This is a genomic window from Natranaerovirga pectinivora, from assembly GCF_004342165.1.
GTDB classification, from domain to species: Bacteria; Bacillota; Clostridia; order Lachnospirales; family DSM-24629; genus Natranaerovirga; species Natranaerovirga pectinivora.
This window is the reverse complement of sequence record NZ_SMAL01000005.1, coordinates 60,658-84,501: the sequence shown is the minus strand read 5'-3', so window position 1 is coordinate 84,501 and position 23,844 is coordinate 60,658. Positions and strand designations below refer to the sequence as shown.

The 23,844-nt window shown below is 34.1% G+C and carries 33 protein-coding genes; 32 read left to right on the top strand and 1 reads right to left on the bottom strand.

The window, feature by feature from the left end; all coding sequences use genetic code 11:
• Positions 1-344 precede the first annotated feature (344 nt).
• The 30 genes from EDC18_RS08555 to EDC18_RS08415 all read left to right on the top strand — a co-directional run bounded on the left by EDC18_RS08555 (position 345) and on the right by EDC18_RS08415 (position 21,730).
• Positions 345-668, top strand: coding sequence for an HTH domain-containing protein (locus EDC18_RS08555; RefSeq protein WP_132252203.1), 324 nt, complete (start codon positions 345-347; stop codon positions 666-668).
• Positions 669-765: 97 nt separating this feature from the next.
• Entirely contained in the window at positions 766-1,929 is a 1,164-nt protein-coding gene (locus tag EDC18_RS08550) for an SNF2-related protein (RefSeq protein ID WP_207669187.1), read from the top strand.
• Complete coding sequence (locus tag EDC18_RS08545; protein WP_132252199.1) at positions 1,930-2,295, top strand: VRR-NUC domain-containing protein; 366 nt, start codon at positions 1,930-1,932, stop codon at positions 2,293-2,295.
• Positions 2,217-3,806: an AAA family ATPase gene (locus tag EDC18_RS08540; protein ID WP_132252197.1), complete on the top strand. Its 1,590-nt coding sequence runs from the start codon at positions 2,217-2,219 to the stop codon at positions 3,804-3,806. The genes EDC18_RS08545 and EDC18_RS08540 overlap by 79 nt, the downstream gene beginning before the upstream one ends.
• A gap of 21 nt (positions 3,807-3,827) precedes the next feature.
• Complete coding sequence (locus EDC18_RS08535) at positions 3,828-4,280, top strand: DUF669 domain-containing protein (RefSeq protein ID WP_132252195.1); 453 nt, start codon at positions 3,828-3,830, stop codon at positions 4,278-4,280.
• Between the two features lies 1 nt (position 4,281).
• Positions 4,282-5,961 carry a hypothetical protein gene (locus EDC18_RS08530; RefSeq protein WP_132252193.1) on the top strand — a complete coding sequence of 560 codons (1,680 nt, stop codon included), beginning with the start codon at positions 4,282-4,284 and terminating at the stop codon, positions 5,959-5,961.
• A gap of 194 nt (positions 5,962-6,155) precedes the next feature.
• Positions 6,156-7,901, top strand: coding sequence for a phage/plasmid primase, P4 family (locus EDC18_RS08525; RefSeq protein ID WP_243115100.1), 1,746 nt, complete (start codon positions 6,156-6,158; stop codon positions 7,899-7,901).
• 197 nt (positions 7,902-8,098) lie between these two features.
• The gene (locus EDC18_RS08520) at positions 8,099-8,524 is read left to right on the top strand and encodes a DUF7768 domain-containing protein (protein ID WP_132252191.1); all 426 of its coding nucleotides are present in this window, start codon (positions 8,099-8,101) and stop codon (positions 8,522-8,524) included.
• Positions 8,524-8,886, top strand: a complete 363-nt coding sequence (locus EDC18_RS14565) for a hypothetical protein (protein WP_165878519.1) — start codon at positions 8,524-8,526, stop codon at positions 8,884-8,886. Before EDC18_RS08520 ends, EDC18_RS14565 begins: the two co-directional genes overlap by 1 nt.
• On the top strand, positions 8,873-9,061 hold the full coding sequence (locus EDC18_RS08510; protein ID WP_132252190.1) for a hypothetical protein: 189 nt from the start codon (positions 8,873-8,875) through the stop codon (positions 9,059-9,061). Before EDC18_RS14565 ends, EDC18_RS08510 begins: the two co-directional genes overlap by 14 nt.
• The gene (locus EDC18_RS08505; protein ID WP_132252188.1) at positions 9,058-9,525 is read left to right on the top strand and encodes a DUF1492 domain-containing protein; all 468 of its coding nucleotides are present in this window, start codon (positions 9,058-9,060) and stop codon (positions 9,523-9,525) included. The genes EDC18_RS08510 and EDC18_RS08505 overlap by 4 nt, the downstream gene beginning before the upstream one ends.
• A gap of 84 nt (positions 9,526-9,609) precedes the next feature.
• On the top strand, positions 9,610-9,960 hold the full coding sequence (locus EDC18_RS08500; protein WP_132252186.1) for an HNH endonuclease: 351 nt from the start codon (positions 9,610-9,612) through the stop codon (positions 9,958-9,960).
• Positions 9,961-10,017: 57 nt separating this feature from the next.
• Complete coding sequence (locus EDC18_RS08495; protein WP_132252184.1) at positions 10,018-10,560, top strand: hypothetical protein; 543 nt, start codon at positions 10,018-10,020, stop codon at positions 10,558-10,560.
• Positions 10,561-10,741: 181 nt separating this feature from the next.
• Positions 10,742-11,212 (top strand): RNA polymerase subunit sigma-70, encoded by a 471-nt coding sequence (locus EDC18_RS08490; RefSeq protein ID WP_132252182.1) that lies wholly within the window; start codon positions 10,742-10,744, stop codon positions 11,210-11,212.
• Positions 11,169-12,386: a site-specific DNA-methyltransferase gene (locus tag EDC18_RS08485; RefSeq protein ID WP_132252180.1), complete on the top strand. Its 1,218-nt coding sequence runs from the start codon at positions 11,169-11,171 to the stop codon at positions 12,384-12,386. The genes EDC18_RS08490 and EDC18_RS08485 overlap by 44 nt, the downstream gene beginning before the upstream one ends.
• Positions 12,387-12,463: 77 nt before the next feature.
• Positions 12,464-13,168: a virulence-related protein gene (locus tag EDC18_RS08480; protein WP_132252178.1), complete on the top strand. Its 705-nt coding sequence runs from the start codon at positions 12,464-12,466 to the stop codon at positions 13,166-13,168.
• 1 nt (position 13,169) lies between these two features.
• A complete protein-coding gene (locus EDC18_RS08475) occupies positions 13,170-13,376 on the top strand; it encodes a gamma-glutamylcyclotransferase (protein WP_132252176.1) in 207 nt (68 codons plus the stop codon).
• A 58-nt stretch (positions 13,377-13,434) separates the two neighbouring features.
• On the top strand, positions 13,435-13,923 hold the full coding sequence (locus EDC18_RS08470; RefSeq protein ID WP_132252174.1) for a phage terminase small subunit P27 family: 489 nt from the start codon (positions 13,435-13,437) through the stop codon (positions 13,921-13,923).
• A complete protein-coding gene (locus EDC18_RS08465) occupies positions 13,913-15,460 on the top strand; it encodes a terminase large subunit (RefSeq protein WP_132252172.1) in 1,548 nt (515 codons plus the stop codon). The genes EDC18_RS08470 and EDC18_RS08465 overlap by 11 nt, the downstream gene beginning before the upstream one ends.
• Before the next feature lie 121 nt (positions 15,461-15,581).
• A complete protein-coding gene (locus EDC18_RS08460) occupies positions 15,582-16,100 on the top strand; it encodes a hypothetical protein (RefSeq protein ID WP_132252170.1) in 519 nt (172 codons plus the stop codon).
• A 129-nt stretch (positions 16,101-16,229) separates the two neighbouring features.
• A complete protein-coding gene (locus EDC18_RS14560) occupies positions 16,230-16,406 on the top strand; it encodes a hypothetical protein (RefSeq protein ID WP_165878525.1) in 177 nt (58 codons plus the stop codon).
• A gap of 59 nt (positions 16,407-16,465) precedes the next feature.
• Positions 16,466-17,725, top strand: a complete 1,260-nt coding sequence (locus tag EDC18_RS08455; RefSeq protein WP_442929354.1) for a phage portal protein — start codon at positions 16,466-16,468, stop codon at positions 17,723-17,725.
• Entirely contained in the window at positions 17,694-18,386 is a 693-nt protein-coding gene (locus EDC18_RS08450; RefSeq protein WP_132252168.1) for a head maturation protease, ClpP-related, read from the top strand. Before EDC18_RS08455 ends, EDC18_RS08450 begins: the two co-directional genes overlap by 32 nt.
• Positions 18,387-18,397: 11 nt before the next feature.
• Positions 18,398-19,591 (top strand): phage major capsid protein, encoded by a 1,194-nt coding sequence (locus tag EDC18_RS08445; RefSeq protein WP_132252166.1) that lies wholly within the window; start codon positions 18,398-18,400, stop codon positions 19,589-19,591.
• 6 nt (positions 19,592-19,597) lie between these two features.
• Positions 19,598-19,813: a Head fiber protein gene (locus EDC18_RS08440; RefSeq protein WP_341472722.1), complete on the top strand. Its 216-nt coding sequence runs from the start codon at positions 19,598-19,600 to the stop codon at positions 19,811-19,813.
• A gap of 21 nt (positions 19,814-19,834) precedes the next feature.
• Complete coding sequence (locus tag EDC18_RS08435; protein ID WP_132252163.1) at positions 19,835-20,110, top strand: head-tail connector protein; 276 nt, start codon at positions 19,835-19,837, stop codon at positions 20,108-20,110.
• Positions 20,111-20,114: 4 nt separating this feature from the next.
• Positions 20,115-20,441 (top strand): phage head closure protein, encoded by a 327-nt coding sequence (locus tag EDC18_RS08430; protein WP_132252161.1) that lies wholly within the window; start codon positions 20,115-20,117, stop codon positions 20,439-20,441.
• Complete coding sequence (locus tag EDC18_RS08425; RefSeq protein WP_132252160.1) at positions 20,434-20,832, top strand: HK97-gp10 family putative phage morphogenesis protein; 399 nt, start codon at positions 20,434-20,436, stop codon at positions 20,830-20,832. Before EDC18_RS08430 ends, EDC18_RS08425 begins: the two co-directional genes overlap by 8 nt.
• On the top strand, positions 20,825-21,160 hold the full coding sequence (locus EDC18_RS08420) for a hypothetical protein (protein WP_132252158.1): 336 nt from the start codon (positions 20,825-20,827) through the stop codon (positions 21,158-21,160). Before EDC18_RS08425 ends, EDC18_RS08420 begins: the two co-directional genes overlap by 8 nt.
• Positions 21,161-21,730 (top strand): major tail protein, encoded by a 570-nt coding sequence (locus tag EDC18_RS08415; protein WP_132252156.1) that lies wholly within the window; start codon positions 21,161-21,163, stop codon positions 21,728-21,730.
• Between the two features lie 143 nt (positions 21,731-21,873).
• Here the strand turns inward: EDC18_RS08415 and EDC18_RS08410 are convergent, their stop codons facing one another.
• Positions 21,874-23,019 (bottom strand): S-layer homology domain-containing protein, encoded by a 1,146-nt coding sequence (locus EDC18_RS08410; protein ID WP_132252154.1) that lies wholly within the window; start codon positions 23,017-23,019, stop codon positions 21,874-21,876.
• A 294-nt stretch (positions 23,020-23,313) separates the two neighbouring features.
• On the opposite strand from EDC18_RS08410, the gene EDC18_RS08405 reads away from it, so the two are divergent.
• The gene (locus tag EDC18_RS08405; RefSeq protein WP_132252153.1) at positions 23,314-23,637 is read left to right on the top strand and encodes a tail assembly chaperone; all 324 of its coding nucleotides are present in this window, start codon (positions 23,314-23,316) and stop codon (positions 23,635-23,637) included.
• Between the two features lie 68 nt (positions 23,638-23,705).
• Positions 23,706-23,831, top strand: a complete 126-nt coding sequence (locus EDC18_RS14875; RefSeq protein ID WP_279230921.1) for a hypothetical protein — start codon at positions 23,706-23,708, stop codon at positions 23,829-23,831.
• Positions 23,832-23,844 lie beyond the last annotated feature (13 nt).

The window sequence follows — 23,844 nt, the reverse complement described above, 5'->3', positions numbered from 1 at the left end:
CCTGCAAATGTAGGTGCAAGGAAAAAGTATTAGTTAAATTCTACTCTTTAAATAAAATTGCTTACATAACTGAATAATTCTCACTTAGATTAGAGCCACTAGATGGCCAGATGATTACCAAGAAATTGGTGATTTTCTGGCCATTTTTTTATTCAATAAGAGGTTTTATTAAAGGTACCATTTCTCAATGGCGTATTGACTTAAAGTTGTATACGTTAGCAGACAGTAAAAATTCTGCAGTTTATTTTAGAGTTTTAAATAAAAGTTTTTCTAAATAGGAAATTAACCTGCCTATTTAACTTTTATTCTTTAACTACAGAGCAAGGGAAGGAGGTGAGAAAGCGATGGGACCAAATGAAAGAAGAATGGAAATAATGGAAGTTCTTTGTCAAAGAAGACAAGAAACAATGGAAAATCTAGCAACTGAGTTTGGTGTCAGTATCAGAACAATTCGTAATGATATTGACTATCTATCGCTTTCTTATCCTCTAGAAACTATACGTGGGCGTTATGGTGGTGGTGTCAGGGTTATGGATGGTTTCTATATGAACCGTAAGTATCTGAAGCCTGAACAAAAGGAATTGCTAGAACGCCTTGGGACAAGTCTTTCTGGTAAGGACCTAACTATAATGAATAGTATTATAAAAGAGTTTGCTCTAAATGTATAAACAAGGAAGGTGATTCAATGGAATAACATTATATCCACATCAAAGACAAGCTCTATCAGAAACAAAAGATAAAGCAAGAGTGGCGTACTACTTGGATATGGGTTTAGGCAAGACATTTCTAGGCTCAGAGAAGATGAGAGAACTAAACACACCATATAACCTACTTATCTGCCAAAAATCCAAAGTTAACGATTGGGCAGAGCATTTTAAAAATTACTATGACTATGAAGTGATGATTTACAAGAACCAGCCGCTAGAGAGTATTCCGCCAAGCAGCGTCATTATTATTAATTATGATCTCATATGGAGAAGACCACAGTTAAAGCAACTGCAGAACTTTACTCTTATGCTGGACGAGTCTCAATACATCAAAAACGAAACATCCAACAGGGCTAAGTTTATCCTTAGTTTAGAACCTACCAATGTCATTCTATTAAGCGGAACCCCAACGGGTGGTAAGTATGAAGAACTTTGGTCCCAACTGAAACTACTAGGATGGAATATATCTAAAAAATTATTTTATAAGCAATATACTATCACAGAAAAGATAGATGTAGGTGGTTTTCCAATCACAGTAGTTAAAGGATATAAAAATGTGGATCGGCTGAAGGAGAAATTAAAAAGCCATGGAGCGGTTTTTATGAAGACAGAGGAGGTCTTTAATCTCCCGGATCAGATTGAAAATATCATCAAAATAAAAAACACAACCAGTTATAAAAAGTTTAAGAAAGACAGGTTGATTACCGTAGGTGGTGAAACATTTGTAGGGGATACAGCACTTACAAAGCTACTTTATCTAAGAAAACTGGCCTCCATCTATAACAAAAATAAACATCTGGCATTAAAAGATTTACTAGAATCAACAGAAGACCGGGTAGTGATTTTCTATAATTTTAAACTAGAATTTGACCTGATTAAAGCCATCTGTGAAACCTTAGAAAAGCCAATTTCATATATCAACGGTGACGGAACTGACCTAAAAAATTATGAAACCATATCCAACACAGTCACTTTGGTCCAATACCAAGCAGGAGCTTCAGGTGTAAACCTTCAAAGGGCCAATAAAATAATCTACCACAGTTTACCCCTATCAAGCGAGTTATGGATGCAGAGTAAGAAACGAATCCATAGGATAGGTCAGAGTAGATGCTGTTTCTACTATTACCTTATTACGGAGAAGTCAGTGGAAGAAAAAATCCTAACCGTTTTAAAGGAGAGGAGGGATTATACATTGGAGTTATTTGAGAAGGAGGACACGTAAATGACAGAAAAACAGTTACAAAGTAAAGTGATTAAATTCCTAAAATCCCAACCAAACACTTGGTTTTTTAAAGTATTTGGAGGCGGATTTCAAAGGTCAGGAATCCCTGATTTAATCTGTTGTGTGAGTGGAATTTTCGTCGCTATAGAATTAAAGTCTGATACTGGAAACCCAACAGCACTACAGAAAATGAACATCCAAGAGATTAATGCAGCAGGAGGGATTGGAATTATCCTTTATCCATCAGGGTTTAGTGATTTTAAAAACTTAGTAAGGGAGGTGAATTTGTGCAGTATTCCCATAGCCGAGTTGAGTGCTTTGAAAAATGCAAATACCAGTTTCACCTTAGATACATCAAGGAACTAACCACTATAATTCCACCTAGTGCCGATAATCCACTCATAGTTGGTTCAGCTATGCATCTGGGATTAGAAAAAGGCACTAATGTTATGGAGGACTACTATTATCACCAGTACCCACTTATTACAGATGCCCATATTAACGAGATGATTAAACTAAAGACATTGGTAGAGAAAGGCCAAATGATGATGGAGGAGTTGGTAGAGGGAAGAGAGGTGACCTTTGAATATGAAATCAATCTTCCTGCATTTAAAGGGTTTGTGGATTTAATTCTCTATAACAAAGATTTAACTATTGATGTGTACGACTTTAAGTATTCCAATAACGTGGAGAATTATCTTAAGTCAAAGCAACTGCACCTCTATAAGCATTTCTTAGAGGGGTTAGGGTTTAAGGTTTCAAAGATTGGATATATATTTATCCCTAAAACTCAAATTCGCCAGAAGAAAACCGAAGACCTGTATCAATTTAGAAAGCGGCTTAAAGAAACACTCTCCACAATGGAGGTAAAAATCGTTGAAGTGGAATATGACCACCAAAAAGTAGAAGATTTCTTTAACAGCTGCAGGGAAATTGAGACAGTAACAAACTATGAAAAAGCACCAAGTAAATTATGTGCCTGGTGCGAATTTCAAAACTATTGTGAGGGGGAATTAGATTATATGTTACTACCTAAAAATGAAAAAAGAGAGCGAAAAATGGATTTAAACCCAGACAAGTGGGTCTATGGAGATTCCTATGTTGGAAAATCATCCTTTATAGATACATTGGAGGACCTATTATTTATTAATACAGATGGCAATGTAGATAACACTACATCTCCAGTTATTAGAATTACCGATGAAGTTACCTATGAAGGAAGGCTTAGAAAAGAAAAGCTTGCCTGGGAGGTGTTTTTAGAAGTTATTACAGAGCTTGAGAAAAAAGAAAATACCTTCAAGCGAATAGCAGTGGATTTAGTAGAAGATTTATACGAGCATTGCAGGCTTTATACCTATAAGAAATTAGGTATAGACCACGAGCAGGATGCAGGATTTGGAAAAGGCTGGGATATGGTGAGAACCGAGTTTTTATCCGCTATGAAACGCCTAAAGAATTTGGGATATCAACTCATTTTTATCTCAAAAGAAGTAAATACGGAGATAACACTAAAAAATGGAAATAAACTTACCACCATTAAACCTAATATCAACGATAAAGTGGCTAATGTTCTAACAGGAATTGTAGACCTCACAGCAAGAGCTTATATGGATGGGGAAGAGAGATATCTGCTTCTAGAAAAGCAAGAGAATGTATTTGGTGGTGGTCGCTTTAACTTCAAGGTGGACAAAGTAAAACTACAAAAGGAAGCTTTTATAGAAGCACTAAAAGTTGCTCAAGAGGGAATTAAAACCTACTCCAAGGTTGAAACACCTAAGGAAGAAACACCTAACGAAGAAAAACCTGATGTAACTGAACCAACAGAACAAACTGAATCAAAAACAGCACGTAAGAGCAGACGCTCTTCAAATAATTAAATTTAAAGGAGGATAACTATTATGAGCAATGTATTTACAAAGTTTGATAAACAGTTTGATGTAAAGGGCTTAAAAGAGGATTTAAAAAATGTTAGTTCTAACAGTGCTGACTACAAGGAAGTACCCCACGGAACCTATGAAGTAGCAATTGAAAAATTGGAACTTGTGGAGTCAAAGGCTGGAAAACCAATGGTAAGTTGCTGGATGAGGATTCTAGAGGGAGAGTATAAAAACTCTATGCTTTTTATGAATCAAGTAATTCATACAGCCTTTGGATTGCATATGGCCAATGAATTTTTACGCTCTTTAGAAACTACACTAGACGTTACCTTTGATAATTTCACCCAGTACCACAATCTGCTCCTAAATATCCATGAAGAAGTTGATGGCAACTTTGAGTATGGAGTGGAGTATGGAGAAACCAACAAAGGGTTTAGTACCTTTAAAATTATTGATGTCTTTGAGGTGAAGTAGGATGCTACTGTTTTATGACGCAGAGGTTTTCCTGGCAGATTGGCTCTTTGTCATTGTAAATCCTATCACTAAAGAAAGACATGTGATCATAAACGATGCTAAGAAATTAGCGTCGTTTTATGAACAACATAAGGATCACATTTGGGTGGGCTATAACAGTCGCCATTATGATCAGTACATCTTAAAGGGCATCCTTTGTGGTTTTAATCCCCATAGTATCTCCAAGTATATTATAGCAGATAAAAAACAAGGATGGCAGTACAGTTCGCTGTTTATGAAAATTCCACTGTATCAGTTTGATGTGATGACCACCCTACATGGCCTAAAAGAACTAGAAGGATTTATGGGCCACGATATTAGAGAAACCACTGTTAGCTTTGATATAAACCGTAAACTAACAGAAAAAGAAATCGAAGAAGTGGTACATTATTGTACCAATGACGTGGAAGAGACCATGGAGATTTTTCTTCATAGAAAAGAAGAATTTGATACTCAAATGGCTTTACTAAAGGCGTTTGAATTACCACTAAAATATATTGGAAAAACAAAAGCACAACTGGCAGCTTTAATTTTAAAGGCTAGAAAAATGAATCGGGATGATGAGTTTGATTTAATTCTTCCTGATACATTAAAGATTAAAAAGTATATCCACGTTGTGGACTGGTATCAAAACCCGATAAACCATAGTTATGAGAAATCTTTAGAAACTGTAGTATCTGGTGTTCCACATACATTTGCTTGGGGAGGACTTCATGGAGCAAGGGATAAGTATCAGGATGAAGGGATATTAGTGAGTGTGGATGTAAATTCATTTTATCCTTCAATTATGCTGGAATATGGATTCCTTTCAAGGAATGTAGAAGACCCTAACCTATACCAGCAGATTTACAATGAACGATTAAGACTTAAATCTTTAAAGGACCCAATGCAGCAACCATATAAAATTGTTCTAAATGCCACCTATGGGGCTATGAAACATCAGTACAATAATCTCTATGATCCGAGGCAGGCCAATAATGTCTGTGTGGGTGGGCAGCTGTTACTGCTTGATTTAATAGAACAATTAGAGCCTTATTGGACCTTAATTCAATCCAATACAGATGGGTTAATTGGCAAGATACAACAGAAAGAAGAGTTAGACACCATAAAAACCATCTGTAAGGAATGGGAAGAGCGTACTCGTATGAAATTGGATTATGAGCTTTTCTACCGAATTTTTCAAAAGGATGTTAATAACTACATCATCATAAAAGAGGATGGTAGTTATAAATCCAAGGGTGGTTATGTAAAAAAATTAAATGCTATTGATAATGATCTACCCATTGTGAATGAAGCTTTAAAGAAATATTTTATTAATAAAATTCCGGTAGAGGATACCATCTATAGTTGTAAAGACCTGATGCAGTTTCAAAAAGTGGTCAAGGTATCTAGTAAATACTCTCACGCATTACATGGCAATAAACCACTATCAGAAAAAACTCTTCGGGTATTTGCATCAAGAAATAGTGACCCAGGAGTGTTTAAAGTCAAAGGAAATAGTAGAGTTGAAAAAATAGCAAATACACCGGAGAGTTGTTTTATTGTAAATGACAATGTTATCTCTAGAAGAATACCAAGAAGATTAGATAGAGATTGGTATGTGAATCTTGCAAAGAAGAGATTAGAAGATTTTGTTGGTTAATAACTTGGTGATTACCCCCAAAACAGCCTTAAAACAGAGGGATTTAAATAAAAAATCATTAAGATTTGATGCAAATTTGGGTATATTAAGGTTTTTTTACTTATAATTTGGTGAAAAACACTCAAAACACCTCTGTTTTGGGCCAAAAATCACCAAATTACAGTTTGAAAATTAGAAAAAAGGCGGTGTAAAAATTGGAATTTTTAAAGGGATATATTAAAACAAAAGGTAAAAAACCCATTGAACCTTATCGAAATAAAACTTCATTTTATAGTTATGACCACATTAGAAAATTGAATGCTGACTTCGCAGGAATCCTACAAGACGGCATGGTCCAAATAGATATAGATGATGAAGAGGAAGCAAAACTTGTAAAACAGATAATTACAGAGCTAGATATCAAGTGTCCAGTCCTTAAAACCGATAGAGGCAACCACTTCTATTTTAGAAATACAGAAGTAAAGAAAAAACAAACAAAACTTATCACTCCCATAGGTGTTATTGTAGATGTGGCGGTAGGTGAACAAAATGCTCCAGTACCTATTAAAGTATTTGGAAAAACTAGAAGGTGGCTAAATAAAATTGAAACGGTAGAGGAAACGGACTTCCTACCGGATTGGTTAAGGCCTCTAAAGAAAAACAATATCCCAGATTTTAAGTCCCTAGAAGAAGGAGATGGCAGGAATCAGACCTTATTTAATTATATACTTACCCTCCAATCTGAGGGATTTAGCAAGGAGAGTATTAAAGACATCATCCATATTATTAATCAGTATGTCTTAAAGGCACCACTTGATGATAAAGAAGTAGATACCATCCTTAGAGATGAAGCCTTCTTAAAGCAGACTTTTTATATTAAATCTAAGTTTCTCCACGATCGGTTTGCCAAATTCCTAGTAAGTGAAGAGCACATTATTAAAATAAATAGCCAACTGCATATTTATCAAAAGGGCATCTACACCAGCAATCTCTTAGCCATTGAAGGCTCTATGATAAAACATCTTCCTGAACTAACAAAATCAAAAAGAAATGAGACAATGCATTATCTAGAACTTATTGCTAAGGAAGTCAGACCAAGCTATGAGGACTTTAGTTTACTGGCCTTTAAAAATGGAGTGTATAACTTAACAGATGATTCCTTTAATGATCACTCTCCAGATCATATTATAACTAACTGTATTCCCTGGGATTATAACCCAGCAGCATATTTTGAGTTAACAGATACGGTTCTCAATAACATTAGTTGTAACGATACAGAAATTCGGTCGCTTTTAGAAGAACTGATTGGCTATACCTTCTATCGCAGGAGTGAGATGGGAAAAGCATTTATACTTACAGGAGAGAAGTTAAATGGAAAATCCACGTTTTTAGATATGATCACGATGCTTATAGGTTCACATAATATCTCAGCTCTTGATTTAAAGGACCTAGGAGAGAGATTTAAAACTGCAGAACTCTTTGGGAAAATGGCCAATATTGGTGATGACATTGGAGATGAGTTCATTGCTGATCCATCTATATTTAAAAAACTGGTAACGGGAGATAGAGTAAATGCTGAAAAGAAAGGCAAAGACCCCTTTGATTTTAATAACTATGCTAAATTATTATTCTCAGCCAACAACATTCCAAGGGTGAAGGATAAAACCGGTGCGGTACAAAGAAGACTTTTAATTATTCCTTTTAATGCAAGATTCTCACCAGATAGTCCTGATTTTAAGCCACACATTAAACAGCTGAGGTGTATAAAAAGTACCTGGAGTATTGCATTCACAATAACTTCCAGCCACTTAGTCACATTGAGTTTTCCAGGCAGATTAATAGAAGATTTGATTATAGAATCATTGATAAGAAAATTAATGGTAAGAAATACAGGATATTTAAGGGGAATGACCCGTCCAATATGGGTTAAGGTTATGTCCAATATGAGTTCAAGGTTTTAAGCCAGTAAATAGAGCAGGGTGAAAGATGTCCAACATACTCTATCTTTTTATATAGGAGATATTATATAGAAATATATTATATAGAAAAAAATATATAATATAGGATTATATTAGGACATCTATGCCCCCTCTCACTACTAAAAAACCATTGAAAGCTTTGTAAATACAAGGTTTTAGCAAATAAGGAGGAGTCCAATATGGGTGTAAATTTATATAATTCTGAAGGGTATCTAGACCCGACAGCATATGAAGCAATAAAAAACATCGAGGAAGAAATAAAGCTGGAAAAGAAAAAAGTGGTATTTATCTGCTCACCCTATGCAGGGGATATAGAGCTAAATACTGAGAGAGCCAAACGTTATGGAAGATTTGCTATTACAAAAAATACAGTTCCATTTATACCTCATCTACTCTACCCGCAGCTGTTAGATGAGAATGATATGGATGAGAGAAACCTAGGAATCAGTATGGGGATTCGAATGTTATCCCTTTGCCATGAACTGTGGGTATTTGGAGAAAGGGTTTCATCAGGTATGGCAGTAGAGATTGCAAAAGCCAAAGCATTAAAGATTCCCATCAAAAACTTCACCATACACTGCAAACCAAGAAAAGAGGTGGAGTAATGGGTAGACGAGTAAAACAGATCAAATTAAATAAAACAGGTAAAACCAATAAAACCAATAAAACAGATAAAACCAATAAAACCAATAAAACCAATAAAACAGGTAAAACGGGTAAAACCAATAAAACAGATAAAACCAATAAAACCAATAAAACAGGTAAAACTGATTGCTTTGCCTATAAACCTACCAAGTGTGTGGCCCTTACTAATAAGAAATGTGATGGATGTAATTTTTATAAAACCAAAGAGGAATTTGAAGTAGGACGTGAAAAAGTTATGGAGAGAATACACTCTTTGGATGTAGAAAAACAGGACCTAATTATTAGAACTTACTACGGTGGTGGAAAAGATGGATGGTTATGAAAAATTGGCAAATGCCATTGTGGTACAAGCAGTAAAGGACTACCGTAGTGCAGAGCACTCATCCATAAGGAGAAGTATTGAACGATTCTTCCGTTCCCAGTGGTTTCAAGCCCTGACAAGTATTGATGGGGAAAAACTGATAAAAGATCTAAGAAGGGAGCTGAATCAGGAATGAATGCAAGGGAATATTTATCACAGGCAATGTGGCTTGATAAAATCATCAATCAGAAACTAGAAGAACAAGAAAGGTTAAAAGCCCTGGCAGAAAAAACTACACCTTCCTATTCACCGGTAAAAGTAACTGGTGGTGAACGTAAAAATATTAGGGAAGAACATAATGTGAAACTCATTGATTTAAAGTATGAGCTTGATGAAACAGTGGATAGGTTTGTGGATTTGAAAAGAGAAATTATGGATACCATAAACCAGTTAGATGAACTTAAATATCAATTACTACTGGCTATGAGATATATTGATGGTAAAAGTTGGAACGAGGTTGCTGTGGTAATGGGATACGATAAAAGATACACATTAAAGCTTCATGACATCGCATTAAAAAAAATTGAAAAAATAATGAAAAAAAATAAAAAAGACACTAAAAAACACTTGCCAACCACTCTTGAAGGTGATATAGTATAAAATGTAAAAGTGTATAAAAAAATAATAAAGCCTAAAGGAAAAAATTCCTAAGGGCTTTTTTTAATATAAATGGAGTGATGCCAAATGCCGATGAAACCCAAAAAACCGTGTAAGCATCCTAGATGTCCAAAGGTTACTGATGGAAATTACTGCGATGAGCATAAAAGGTTATATGAAAATAGGGCCAGTGCTAGTGAACGAGGGTATGACAGTAGATGGAGAAAAGCTAGAAGTAGATTTTTAAAAGTGAATCCATTTTGTGTAAAGTGTAAAGATGATGGCAAGTTAACTGAAGCTACAGTGGTTGATCATATTATTCCACATAGAGGAGATAAGCTATTATTTTGGGATGAGAGTAATTGGCAGGCTCTTTGTAAGAGGTGTCATGATAAAAAGACGATGACAGAAGATATATATGAAGAGTATAAATATTGAAAATAAACTTGTATAGGGGTATAATATATGTATCAAATTTCATAGGGGTGTGTAATTATGGGAATTAATAATAAAAAGCTGCCAGATACCCCTTGGCATATTGGCTATGCTGTAAAAGAAGAGGATGATCCACGGCGTCATAGAGCAAGGTGTGTATATTATGACAACAGCAATAAAAAGTGCATTACACACAAATCACGTTACTTTATGGTAAAGTGTGGGGGTTCAGCACATTGTAATTATTATTCAGAGAAATTGGCTGTGAAAAAAGAGACTGCTCATAATAACAAACTAGATTATAATAACCAGATGGATGATAGAACTTCTAGGCTAAAAAAAAAGAAAGAGTTTATGGATAATGAAAATTTAAGAATAAGACAGAAATCTATTAAAGAGTTTAAGGTTTGCCCTATTTGCAAATTAGAATTATCACAATATACTGTACCAAGTAAAAACAAAAAGAATTTGAATGGTATTCAAATTGGTAAAAAATGTTTCCTTTGTTCTGTTCTTTTTATTGATAAAGATTATTATGAAATATATATAAAGAAAATTAGAAAATCGTACAGCGATATCTGCATTATGAAATTAAGGTCGTAGGGGGGGTCTAATCTCAAAACCCCTCAAACCCAGGACCGACGCCCCCCTTAACGTGAATTTTCGCAGAACTAGGTAAGGGGGGTACTATAAAATCGCATAATAAAAACATAGAATAAAGCAACTACAAGGTTTTGTGGTTGTTTTTTTATTGCGTAAAAGTTTATAGAAAGGGGTCAAACGTATGTTAGCGGAAGAAAAAGAAAAAACTAGAGAACTTAGATTAAAAGGGATGGGGTATAAAGGGATTGCAGCTCTTCTAGGACTAAGTAGAGATAGTGTAAGAGGGTTTTGTAAGCGAAATGGATTAGATGGCGATTCTTGTGTTGTTGCTCTTAACGTAGAAGAAAAAGTAAAACAAAACTTACTTTGTGTCTGTTGTGAAAAACCAATTAAACAAAAAGGTCAGGGAAGAACAAGGAAGTTCTGTTCTGAAGAATGTAGGAGACAATGGTGGAAGAACAATCAAGATAAAAGAAATAAAAAAGAAACAGCAACATACAAATATACCTGTCCATACTGTGGTCAGGATTTTAGTATTTATGGGAATAAGAAAAGAAAATATTGTAGCCATAACTGTTACATTAGAGATAGATTTTGGAGGGAAGAAGATGGAATTCAAGAAACTGCAAATAGATTCACTAATACCTGCTGAATACAATCCAAGAAAAAAGCTAAAGCCTGGTGATAGTGAATTTGAAAAGATTAAAAATAGTATTACGGAATTTGGGTATGTGGACCCTATAATAGTAAATAAAGATTTAACAGTTATTGGAGGGCATCAAAGAATTTCTGTCCTTAAAACTTTAGGCTATACAGAAATAGATTGTGTAGTTATTGATGTTGATAAAACCAAAGAAAAAGCATTAAATATTGCTCTCAATAAAATAAGTGGTGAATGGAATAAGGAATTACTTGCTGAGCTAGTAAAGGATTTACAATCTCTAGATTATGATACATCGTTCACAGGATTTGAACCGCCAGAAATAGATGCATTGTTTAATGAAGTATATCCAAAGGGTGTTAAGGAAGATGATTTTGATGAGCCCTTACCAGAAGAACCAATTACGAACAAAGGGGATATTTGGCTGTTAGGAAGACATAGATTAATATGTGGTGATAGTACAAAATTAGAAACCTATGAAAAATTAATGGATGGCAATAAAGCAAATCTAGTCGTAACAGATCCACCTTATAATGTAGCCTATGAAGGGAATGCTGGAACAATACAAAATGATAATATGGAAGATGAAAAATTCTATGAGTTTCTATTAGAAGCTTATAAAGGGATGTATAAAAGTATTGCAGATGGTGGTTCAATTTATGTATTCCATGCTGATAAAGAAACGGTGAATTTTAGACTAGCTTTTAAAGATGCAGGATTCTTTTGTCATCAAACTTGTATATGGATAAAGAACTCACCAGTATTAGGACGTTGCGATTATCAATATAACCACGAGCCCGTACTTGTCGGATGGAAACCAACTGCAAGTCATAAATTCTATGGCGATAGAAAACAAAGAACTACCTGGAACTTTGATAGACCGACAAAATCAAAGCACCATCCAACAATGAAGCCAGTAGCATTAGTAGCTTATCCTATAACAAATTCAAGTTTAACAAATTCTATTGTATTAGATCCATTTGGAGGAAGTGGTTCAACTCTTATAGCTTGTGAACAAACAGATAGGATTTGTTATACCATAGAGCTTGATGAAAAGTATGCAGATGTGATTGTAAAAAGGTATATTGAGCAAGTAGGAAATGAAGAAAAAGTTTCTTTATTAAGGAGTGGAGAAGAGATTCCTTATAAAGATATTGTTTCTTAAATAATGAAATAAACACTTGATATAAATGTTGTTTTGAGTGATTAATGTAGTACCAAAATTATTAGGAGGTATCTACAATGGATAGGAAACAACTCATTAAAACATTGGCAGAGCATTTTGGTACTACACCAAAATATCTAGGCGCACCAAGTTTTGCGTATCAAGTACAAGCTAAGGATCAAGAACTTATTATTGACAAAGAAGGTAGAATCAAAAACAAAGAAGGTAAAGAACTAGAAATTGAAAACTTGCTTAAAGGAGAAGAAGAGCAAACACCCTTAGAAATTCAGTTGCCAATGGAAGAACATACAGGAAATACATTAAGGAATTTAGTAAATATGATTTATAGCAAACAAGTTCTTATCAAAAAGGCCCTGGAGCTTGAAGAAGATATTGTTGTAAAAGAATTCATTGAGAAAATTAATGAGGTAAAGCTTGAAACCTTAGAAGTCTTTAAAGATAAGTATGAAGAAATCGGTACAAATAAAATACCTGGAATAGCCTTTGACTTTGAAGAAAGAATTATAACTTTTAGATTCTTAACTAATATAGACAGCACAAAAGAGATATTAGAATTTATAAGTGTATTGAATAAAACTGCAATGAAACTTAAACAAACATCAGGTAAGCAAACGGAAACAGATAATGAAAAATTTACTTTTAGAACCTGGTTAGTAAGACTTGGCTTAGTAGGTTTAGAATATAAAGAAACTAGAAAATTTCTTTTAAAGAATTTAGATGGGAATGGCGCATTTAGAAAACAAGCAGGGGGCGAAGAATAGAATGAATAAGTTCTTTACTCAAAAATATTGCGATAGATGTGGAGGTTCTCTGGATAAAGGAAGAATAATGTCTATGTTTAATACAGAGTGCATTTGTATGGAATGCTCTAGAAAAGAAAAACAGGATAAAGATTATAAAAAAGCAGTTGAAGCAGAACATAATGAAGTTAAAAAAGGAAACTACAATTATAAAGGCATTAGAGATTAAAAAATAACCAAGAGTCTACCAAAATTTGGTGGGCTCTTTTTAGATTGGGGGTGAACCTATGGCACAAAGAGGAAGAAAACCTAAACCAACAGCAATTAAAGAATTAGAAGGCAATCCAGGAAAAAGAGCTCTTAATGAATTTGAACCCAAACCTGAGAAGAAAGCACCCAAGTGTCCTACTTGGTTAGAACCAGAAGCTAAAAAAGAATGGAAAAGGATAGCAGCTCAATTAGAAGAATTAGGCGTATTAACAGAAGTAGATATGGCTGCCTTTGCAGGGTATTGTGAAGCCTATGCAAGATGGAAAGAAGCAGAAGAATTTATATCTAAACACGGAACAATTGTAAAAACACCAAGTGGTTATTGGCAGCAAGTGCCACAGGTATCTATTGCCCAAACTTATTTGAAATTAATGATTAAGTTCTGTGAACAATTTGGATTAACACCTTCATCAAGAAGTAGAATTGTTGCGGATACAGGAAGTAAAGATAGTAATGATCCAATGGAATTACTCCTCATAAATGGGGGGAAGAAAGATGTTCGATGAAAAGAAAGCACAACACGCTGTAAATTTTATTAACTGTTTAAAACATACTAAAGGACAATGGCGTGGTGTTCCTTTTGACCTATTACCTTGGCAAGATAAGATAATAAGAGATATATTTGGAACAGTAAAAGAGAATGGATATAGGCAATACAATACAGCCTATATAGAGATACCAAAGAAGAATGGAAAATCAGAACTTGCAGCGGCAGTAGCACTGTTAATGACTTGTGGAGATAATGAATGGGGAGCAGAGGTTTATGGATGTGCTTCTGATAGGCAACAAGCCTCTATTGTTTTTGATGTAGCAGTTGAAATGGTGGAACAAAGTCCTGCCCTAAAAAAAAGAATTAAACCGATAATGTCAATGAAAAGGCTAGTATATAAACCGACAAATAGTTTCTATCAAGTTTTATCAGCAGAGGCATACACAAAACATGGTTTAAATGTTCATTCGGTTATATTTGACGAGCTTCATGCGCAACCAAATAGAGAGTTATTTGATGTAATGACAAAAGGTAGTGGTGATGCAAGATTGCAACCACTATTTTTTCTTATAACTACAGCTGGAACAGATAGAAATTCTATATGCTATGAGCAACATCAAAAGGCAGTGGATATTCTGGAAGGTAGAAAAATTGACCCTACATTCTATCCCGTTATATATGGTATAGAAGATAATGATGATTGGTCAGATGAAAAAAACTGGTATAAAGCTAACCCCTCATTGGGGCATACCATTGATATAGAGAAAGTAAGAAATGCATTTAATAGTGCTAAAGAAAATCCAGCAGAAGAAAATTTATTCCGTCAGTTAAGACTTAACCAATGGGTAAAACAATCAACCAGATGGATGCAGATGGATAAATGGGATGAATGCGATTTTGATATAGATTTCAATTTATTAAAAGGTAGAGAATGTTATGGAGGGTTAGACCTTTCAAGTACAACAGATATTACAGCCTTTGTATTAGTATTCCCGCCAAGAACAGAAGATGAAAAGTATATCGTATTACCTTACTTTTGGATTCCTGATGAAAACTTAAAGCAAAGAGTAAGGAGAGACCACGTGCCATATGATGTGTGGGAAACACAAGGATATATCAAAACGACTGAAGGAAATGTGGTCCACTATGGTTTTATAGAAAGTTTTATTGAAGAGTTAGGTAAGACTTACAACATAAAAGAAATAGCATTTGACCGTTGGGGTGCAGTTCAGATGGTACAAAACCTTGATGGAATGGGATTTACAGTAATACCTTTTGGGCAAGGTTATAAAGATATGTCACCTGCTTCTAAGGAATTGATGAAGTTAACTCTAGAAAAGAAAATCGTTCACGGAGGCAATCCAGTGCTTAGATGGATGATGGATAATATTTATGTAAAAACTGACCCTGCTGGGAATATAAAACCAGATAAAGAAAAAAGCACAGAGCGAATTGACGGTGCTGTTGCATTAATTATGGCACTAGATAGAGCAATAAGAAATATTGGTAGTGGTGGAAGTGTTTATGATAAAAGAGGTATATTCGTTTTATAGTACACGAAACTAATTTTACTAATTAATAAAATAATATTAATTAGTAAAATTAGTAATAATTTACTTGTAATACTAATTAATATATGTTAATATAATATTATATTAATACTGGAGTGATAAAATGAAAATACCTATTGAATTTAAAATTGATGTTGATGTTCTAGAAAAGTTTAATTTAGCATTGATCTTGAATAAGGGAAATCAAGATGAAGAAATTGAAAAATTTATGATGCAGTATATATCAAGTAGTTTTTCTAAAGCATCACAGGTATATAAACCAGTTGCAGCATCAAATGTTACAGGAACTAATGATCCGATAAATGCTAACTCAGGTAAGGCAATAATAAAAATTCCTAAATGGGCTACAAAATCAGAACAATACAATCATAAAATTATAAGAGCCTTTTTTCAGGTAGAAAGCGAACTAGCAGAGGTACCTTTAAAAGAATTAGAAAGTAGATGTAGTGATAGCGAAAAATACCCTTCAACTTATGTTAGAGATTTTAAAGGAAATTTCAATCAAATGAAGATTGATACACCAAAATCTAATGGGAAGGTATTTGAAGTTAAAAATGGAAATGTTATAATTTGGGATTATGTAAAAGAAATATTAATGGAATATAAGAGATATTTTTCTTAATAAGAAATAATATGTAAAAATAAATGGAATTACATAAATTAATATCTGAAGCGTTAAAGACAAGTGAAAGTATTAATTCTATTTTAATTATTTGGTAATATTTTAGTAAATGGTGAAGGAGGGGTATTAATGGGACATGGTTGGAAAAATGTAAGTGATACAGAAATATCAAGAAAACCGTGTAGTTGTGGTAAAGGGTTTATTGTTGTCTATGAGATAGAACAGGAGTGTGATTATCCACCGTTTGAAAGGACAAGTACGCATACTAAGTATGAATGTCCTGATAAATGCTATATACGTAAGTAATTAAGTTAAAAGTATCTGTACTACAGGTGCTTTTTTTGTCTGTTTTAGGAGGTGAAACCTTGAAGATACCTATATTATCAGAATTTTTTCAACCAAGAGATGGTCCAAAAAACACGTTATTCAATAATCCTTTTAACTTCTTCTTTGGACCAACAACAAGTGGTAAAACTGTAAATGAAAAAACTGCATTACAAACCACAGCAGTATATGCTTGTGTAAGAATACTAGCTGAAACAATAGCAAGTTTACCACTGCATACTTATGAATATACAAAAGCAGGAAAAGAAAAAGCCATTAACCACCACCTATACCAGTTGCTACACGATGAACCAAACCCAGAGATGACTTCTTTTGTCTTTAGAGAGACACTAATGAGTCATCTTTTATTATGGGGAAATGCCTATGCACAAATTATAAGAGATGGAAATGGTAAGGTCATATGCCTTTACCCGTTACTTCCTAATAAGATGGTGGTAGATAGAACAAGTAGTGGTGAGATTTACTATAACTATTCTAAAGAGAATGGTGAGCAAGCTTACTTAACAAAAGAAGAAGTGATTCATATACCAGGACTTGGTTTTGATGGGCTAGTTGGCTATTCTCCAATAGCAATGGCTAAAAATGCAATCGGTATGGCCATAGCAACAGAAGAATATGGTGCCTCTTTTTTCTCTAATGGAGCAAATCCAGGAGGGGTATTAGAACATCCTGGCATACTTAAAGACCCAAAACGAGTAAGGGATAGTTGGAACAGTGTGTACCAAGGAAGTAACAATGCCAACAAAGTAGCAGTGCTAGAAGAAGGGATGAGTTTTAAACCCATAGGTATCCCTCCAGAACAAGCACAGTTTTTACAAACAAGGAAATTTCAAATTAATGAGATAGCTCGAATTTTTAGGATTCCACCACATATGATTGGTGATCTTGAAAAGTCGAGCTTTTCTAATATAGAGCAACAATCCCTAGAGTTTGTAAAGTACACCCTAGACCCGTGGGTTATAAGATGGGAACAAGCAATGCAAAAAGCTTTATTATTACCATCAGAAAAAAATAAATACTTTATAAAATTTAACGTAGATGGATTGCTTAGAGGTGATTATCAAAGCAGGATGAATGGCTATGCCGTAGGAAGGCAAAATGGCTGGTTATCAGCAAATGACATAAGAGAATTAGAAAACTTAAATCGTATACCAGAAGAACAAGGTGGAGACTTGTATTTAATCAATGGCAATATGACAAAGTTAAAAGATGCAGGGGCCTTTGCAAATGTAAGAGAGGAGGATGTGAATGAGGAAGTTTTGGAACTGGGTAAAGAATGAAGAAGGTAGAACCCTTTACCTTAATGGCGCCATAGCAGAAGAAACTTGGCTTGGAGACGAAGTAACACCAAAGATATTTAAACAAGAATTATTGAGTGAAGATGGAGATATAACCATATGGATTAATTCTCCAGGAGGGGATGTCTTTGCTGCCACACAAATCTACAATATGCTTATGGATTATAAAAACAATGTTATCGTAAAAATTGATGGTGTAGCAGCAAGTGCTGCATCGGTTATTGCAATGGCGGGTAGTGAAGTTTATATTTCACCAACTGGCCTTTTTATGATCCATAACCCAATGACAGTAGCTATTGGAGATACCATAGAAATGAAGAAAGCAATAGGAATGCTTAATGAAGTTAAAGAAGCCATCATTAATGCTTATGAATTAAAAACAGGGCTATCAAGGAATAAACTATCTAACTTAATGGACGCAGAGAGTTGGTTCAATGCCAATAAAGCAGTAGAACTTGGTTTTGCAGATGGCATATTGTTTGAAAATAAAAAAGTAGAGGTACCTACAAATGAAGGTATTATTTTTAGTAGGATGGCCGTTACAAATTCTATCCTTAATAAACTTCAAAGTAACAGTAAAGAGAAGACAAATAAAGTATCAATCGAAAACCTAGAAAAAAGATTAAATCTATTAAAAGTGTAGGAGGAAAAAACATGAATAAAATATTAGAACTAAGAGAAAAAAGAGCAAAAGCGTGGGAAGTAGCAAAAGCTTTCCTAGATAGCAAACGAGGTAATGATGGGCTTATCTCAGCAGAAGATACAGCAACATATGAAAAAATGGAAGCAGATGTCGTGAATTTAGGAAAAGAAATAGATCGCTTAGAAAGACAACAAGCAATAGACTTTGAACTTTCAAAAGCCATTAACACACCATTAACAAGCAAACCTACCACAACAGGAGAAACAAAAACAGGTAGAGCAACTGATGAATACAAACAAGCTTTTTGGAAGTCTATGCGTAATAAAAACAATTATGAAGTACACAATGCCTTAAAGATCGGGACTGATTCAGAGGGTGGGTATCTTGTTCCTGATGAATTTGAAAGAACATTAATAGAAGCATTAGAAGAACAAAACATCTTTAGACAATTGGCAAAAGTAGTAACGACTTCAAGTGGAGATAAAAAAATTCCAGTAGTAGCATCAAAAGGAACAGCTTCTTGGGTAGATGAAGAAGGTATAATTCCAGAAAGTGATGATACCTTTGGGCAAGTTTCTATAGGTGCTTATAAACTGGCTACAATGATAAAGGTCAGTGAAGAATTATTAAACGATAGCGTCTTTAACCTTGAATCCTATATTGCAAAGGAATTTGCAAGACGTATAGGCTCAAAGGAAGAAGAGGCTTTTTTTGTTGGTGATGGAGTAGGAAAACCAACAGGAATTTTTAATGAAACAGGTGGTGCAGAAGTAGGTGTAACAACTGCAAGTGGTACTGCTATAACAATGGATGAAATTATGGACCTGTTTTATAGCCTAAAATCACCATATAGAAAAAATGCTGTGTTTACTATGAATGATGCAACAGTAAAACTCATTAGGAAATTAAAAGATGGAAATGGACAATACCTATGGCAACCATCTGTGCAAGCAGGTCAACCAGATACCATTCTTAATAGACCAGTAAAAACCTCTGCCTATATCCCTTCTGCAAAATCAGGTGAAAAAACAATAGCCTTTGGTGACTTTGGTTACTACTGGGTAGCAGATCGTCAAGGTAGATCATTCCAAAGACTGAATGAACTATTTGCTGTAACAGGTCAAGTAGGTTTTAGAGCCACTCAAAGGGTAGATGGTAAATTGATATTACCAGAAGCCATAAAAGTTCTTAAGCAGAAAGGATAGATAGTGATGAGTAATATAAGAAATTATAGAGAACAAGGTGGAGAAAGAACAGTAATTTCAGGAGAGCTTGAAATAACAGAAGAAGGTAAACTTATCTTTAATGGTAAAGAATTAAAGCCAGCAGAAAGACAAGAGGATAGTAATGCATCTACAGTTGAAGCATTGAAAGATGATTATAATCATCTGCTTCAAAAACTAAAAGATGCAGGCCTTATGAAATAAAAATTAAGAGGAGGTGGGCGTATGCTAACATCTTTAGAAGACATTAAATTGTATTTAAGAGTAGAAGGTGATGAAGAAGATACGCTCATCACCAGTTTTATTTTAACAGCACAAGAGATGTGTGAAGATATTTTAAGATTTAAACTAGAGGAATTACAAATCCTTCCAGAGCAAGTCAAACAAGCCATATTTTATGCTGTAGGGAATATGTATGAAGAACGAGAAAGAGCAAGTATAAAAGAAGTGTATGATGTTATCAAAAGGCTCTTATCTTCATATAGAAAAGAAAGTTGGTGATCTAATGAAGATTGGAGCATTAAAACATAGAATAACATTTCAAACCATAGAAAGTGAAACAAATAAAAATGGTTTTGAAACAGAAATCTATAAAGACTATAAAACCTTATGGGCTAAAGTAACAAATCTTCACGGTAAAGAATACTTTGAAGCTGCAGCAATTCAAAAAGAAAAAACAGTTAAGTTTATTATAAGAGCCACTGCAGGAATAGATGAAACAATGAGAATCATATTTCAAGGAAGAGCCTATAACATTACTTTTATTGATAACATCAAATATGAAAACAAGTATATGGAAATCAAAGCCTTGGAGGTAGATGATAATGGCTAAAATAGACCTTGAAGGAATGGATGCATTAATCGATAAAGTGAACAAACTAGGAAAAGAAGGCAAAGTAATAAAAGAGAATGCCTTAAATAAAGCTGGAGAACTTGTAAAAAGCACAATGGAGAAAAAGGCACCAAGGTCAAAAGAAAATAAAAAACATATGGCAGACCATATAAAAGTATCAGATATAGAAAGTCAAGATGGAGTAGATTTTATAAGAATTGGCCCAAATAAAGGAGACAACTCAGAGTTTTTCTACAGTAAGTTTACCGAGTGGGGAACCTCCAAAATACCAGCACAACATTGGGCATCAAAATCCATCTTAGAAAACAGTAAAGAAATTAACTCAATTATAAAAAGTGAACTAGAAAGGGGGCTTAAAGAACTTGATTAACGAGCTTATAATCAATACTTTAAAGCCTCTCAATGTTCCTATAGGTTTTCAAAAGTACACAGGGAAAAAAACTACTTATATTACTTTTAATGAATACAACCAAAGAGGTGAAGGCTTTGAAGAAGATGAAGAAATTTTCACAGGTCACTATATTCAGGTAGATATATGGTCCAAGGAAGATTATGAAGAATTGGTTAATAAGACAAAAGCGCTTCTAAGGGATGCAGGATTTAAAAGATTAGATGAAGTAGATTTATATGAAAAAGACACAGGTCTCTACCATAAAGGTATGAGATTTTTTTATTTGGAAGAAAAGGAGGCAAACTAAATGGCAAGACAAATAGGTTTAAGAGATATTCATATAGCAAAGCTTACAAAAGACGATAGAACAGAGGTAGCATATGAAACACCAATGAAACTAGAAAGAGCAATTGCGGCAAAGTTAACACCAAAGTCTAACTCAGAAAATATCTATTCAGACGATACAGTAGAAGACGTCATTACTGCATTTGAAGGGGTAGACGTAGAAATAGAAGTTAATCAATTATCTTTAGAAAGTAGAGCAAAATTACAAGGTTCTAAAGTTGTAAAAGGTGTACTTATAGAAAGTAAAGACGATATACCCCCAACAGTTGCACTTGGGTTTAGGTCAAAGAAGAACAATGGGAAGTATAGATATGTATGGTTACTGAAAGGAAAATTTGAATTAGCAGAAGATGAATACGATACAGAAGGAGAAAAACCTCAACCTAAAAGTGCAAAACTAAAAGGGACGTTCTTTGCTAGAGATTATGATGGGAATTATAGATTTATTGCAGATGAAGACGCAACAGGGATTGATCAGACTATAGTTGAGGAATGGTTTGCAGAAGTAACTGAAGAGCCAATTGAAGAATAAATACAGTTTTAATAATATAATAGCTAGAAAAATATCAAAAATGCAAGGAGCTAAGTACAAGGAAATACCTTTAATATTTGCGTAAGTTAGACCCCCAAGGTCAAAAAAATCCCCCAAACCGAGTCTGAGGGAATTTCTTTATTCTAGTAGATAAAAGAATGTCTATATGATGTTGATTCCAGCAATGTGAATGTTGAATATTTATAGTCACGTCCACCATATAGAGAAACATTAAAAACTCCTCTATTAGGATTAAAACGGTATTCGAATAAATATTCTGGATTAAATATTTCTACTTCCATATAACCTACATCAAATATTGTGTGTTGAGATTCTAGAGCACGTTTATATACTATATCTTTGAAAATTCCTTTTCCCCAAAACCCTTGTCCTTGTTCTATCGCAAAAGCTCTTTCTGAAGTAATCATACCGTATTGTTTACCTCTTAAGTGATTAAGTTCTTCTACCATAGTAACTAAGCTAGGATGATCTATATTATATAAAGCTCTTACAGAATCTTTTGTTATTTCAAATTGGTAACTAGCTACTAACTTGTTGTATGGTACAAAACCCCTTACCATAAGACCTTTTCCAAATTTCCAATCACTAAATATTCTTTGTGCAATAACAATAGCTTGTTCTCTAGTAAAGTTACCTGTTGGACTAAATAATGCTTTTTGAATAACACGGTCATAATTTGTACTAAATTTTGCTTCTCTGGTTCCTTTAAAGAAACCGTGTCCATAAGCCATTAATACGTGGTCTTTTGCCCAACTAGCTGTCTTATCTAAGTCACCTAGTTCTTGTAAACCAGATACATAGTTAGGTGATAATCTAGTCCCCCAGTAGTTAATTAACATTACGGCTGCTTCTTGACGTGTGATAGGATTATTAGGGTGGAATGTCGTAGCTGATGTACCATTAACCATACCCATATAATAAGCTATCATAACGTGCTCTGCATCAGTATCTTGGAAGTTAACATCACTTTTTACTATTGAATTTAAGAATTCTTCTTTTGTGACACGATATTCTGGAATCCCTAAATTAGGGTATTCAATACCGAATTGCCATTGGTGTTCAAAAATCATATTTACAAATAATTCAGCAAACTCTTCACGAGTAATTGTCTTTTGATAATTGTTTTGTAATCTTGCTGGCACATAACCTTCTGTTATAGCTTGTATAACTTCTTCTTGTGCCCAGTCCGAAATTTTGTTAGTGTTAGCATAAGTTGTTAAACCTAAAGTTAATAATATAGTTAAAGTTAATAAAATCTTTTTAATCATAAGTGTTACCTCCTAATTTTAATTATTATGTACTCTCCATCATATTAACTATTGTCAGTATACCCCATCCCCTTTAAGTTTTCAATATTAAAAATGGTATAAACTACCATCATAAATCATATACTAATAATTTGTATAAAGGTGTATCCCTGGGGGTCAAAAAAATCCCCCAAACCTAATTATAAGAGGCATTAAATTTTTGGTGGTTTAAATGGGAAAGGAAAGAATATAACAAGAACATTACAAATTATAGATCTGATAATCCAGGTCTTTTTTTATTGGAGGTGATGATAAATGAAAGCATCAGAACTAAAAAACAAAGGCATTAAAATCACACTAGGCAATGAAGTATACGAACTTAAGTTCAATATGAACACTTTCTGTGAATTAGAAGAAGTCTACGGAGATTTAAATAAAGCCTTTGACGATTTACAAGCAATGAAAATTAAAGCCATTAGAGCCTTAATCTATGCAGCAGTAAAAGTAGAAAAAGAAGAAGTTACTTTAAAAGAAATAGGAGAAATGTTAGGCATCAATGATCTTGAAAGATTAGGTAAGGCCATAAATGAAGCCCTTAGCACTTCAATGCCAGAAGCAGAAGAAAACTTGGGGGAATAGAAAGCCACACTGGTTCAGAAACTTGGGACTGGGAGTGGCTTTTTTATTTAGGAACCAATCTACTAAAGATGACAGAAGAACAATTCTGGAATTGCACACCTAAGAAACTAGATGCACTATTTAAGGTTTATAAAAAAGTAAATGGTATAGAAGAAAGAGAAAGCTTTGATACCATAGATAACGTCTTGTTTTAGGGAGGAGGTGAAC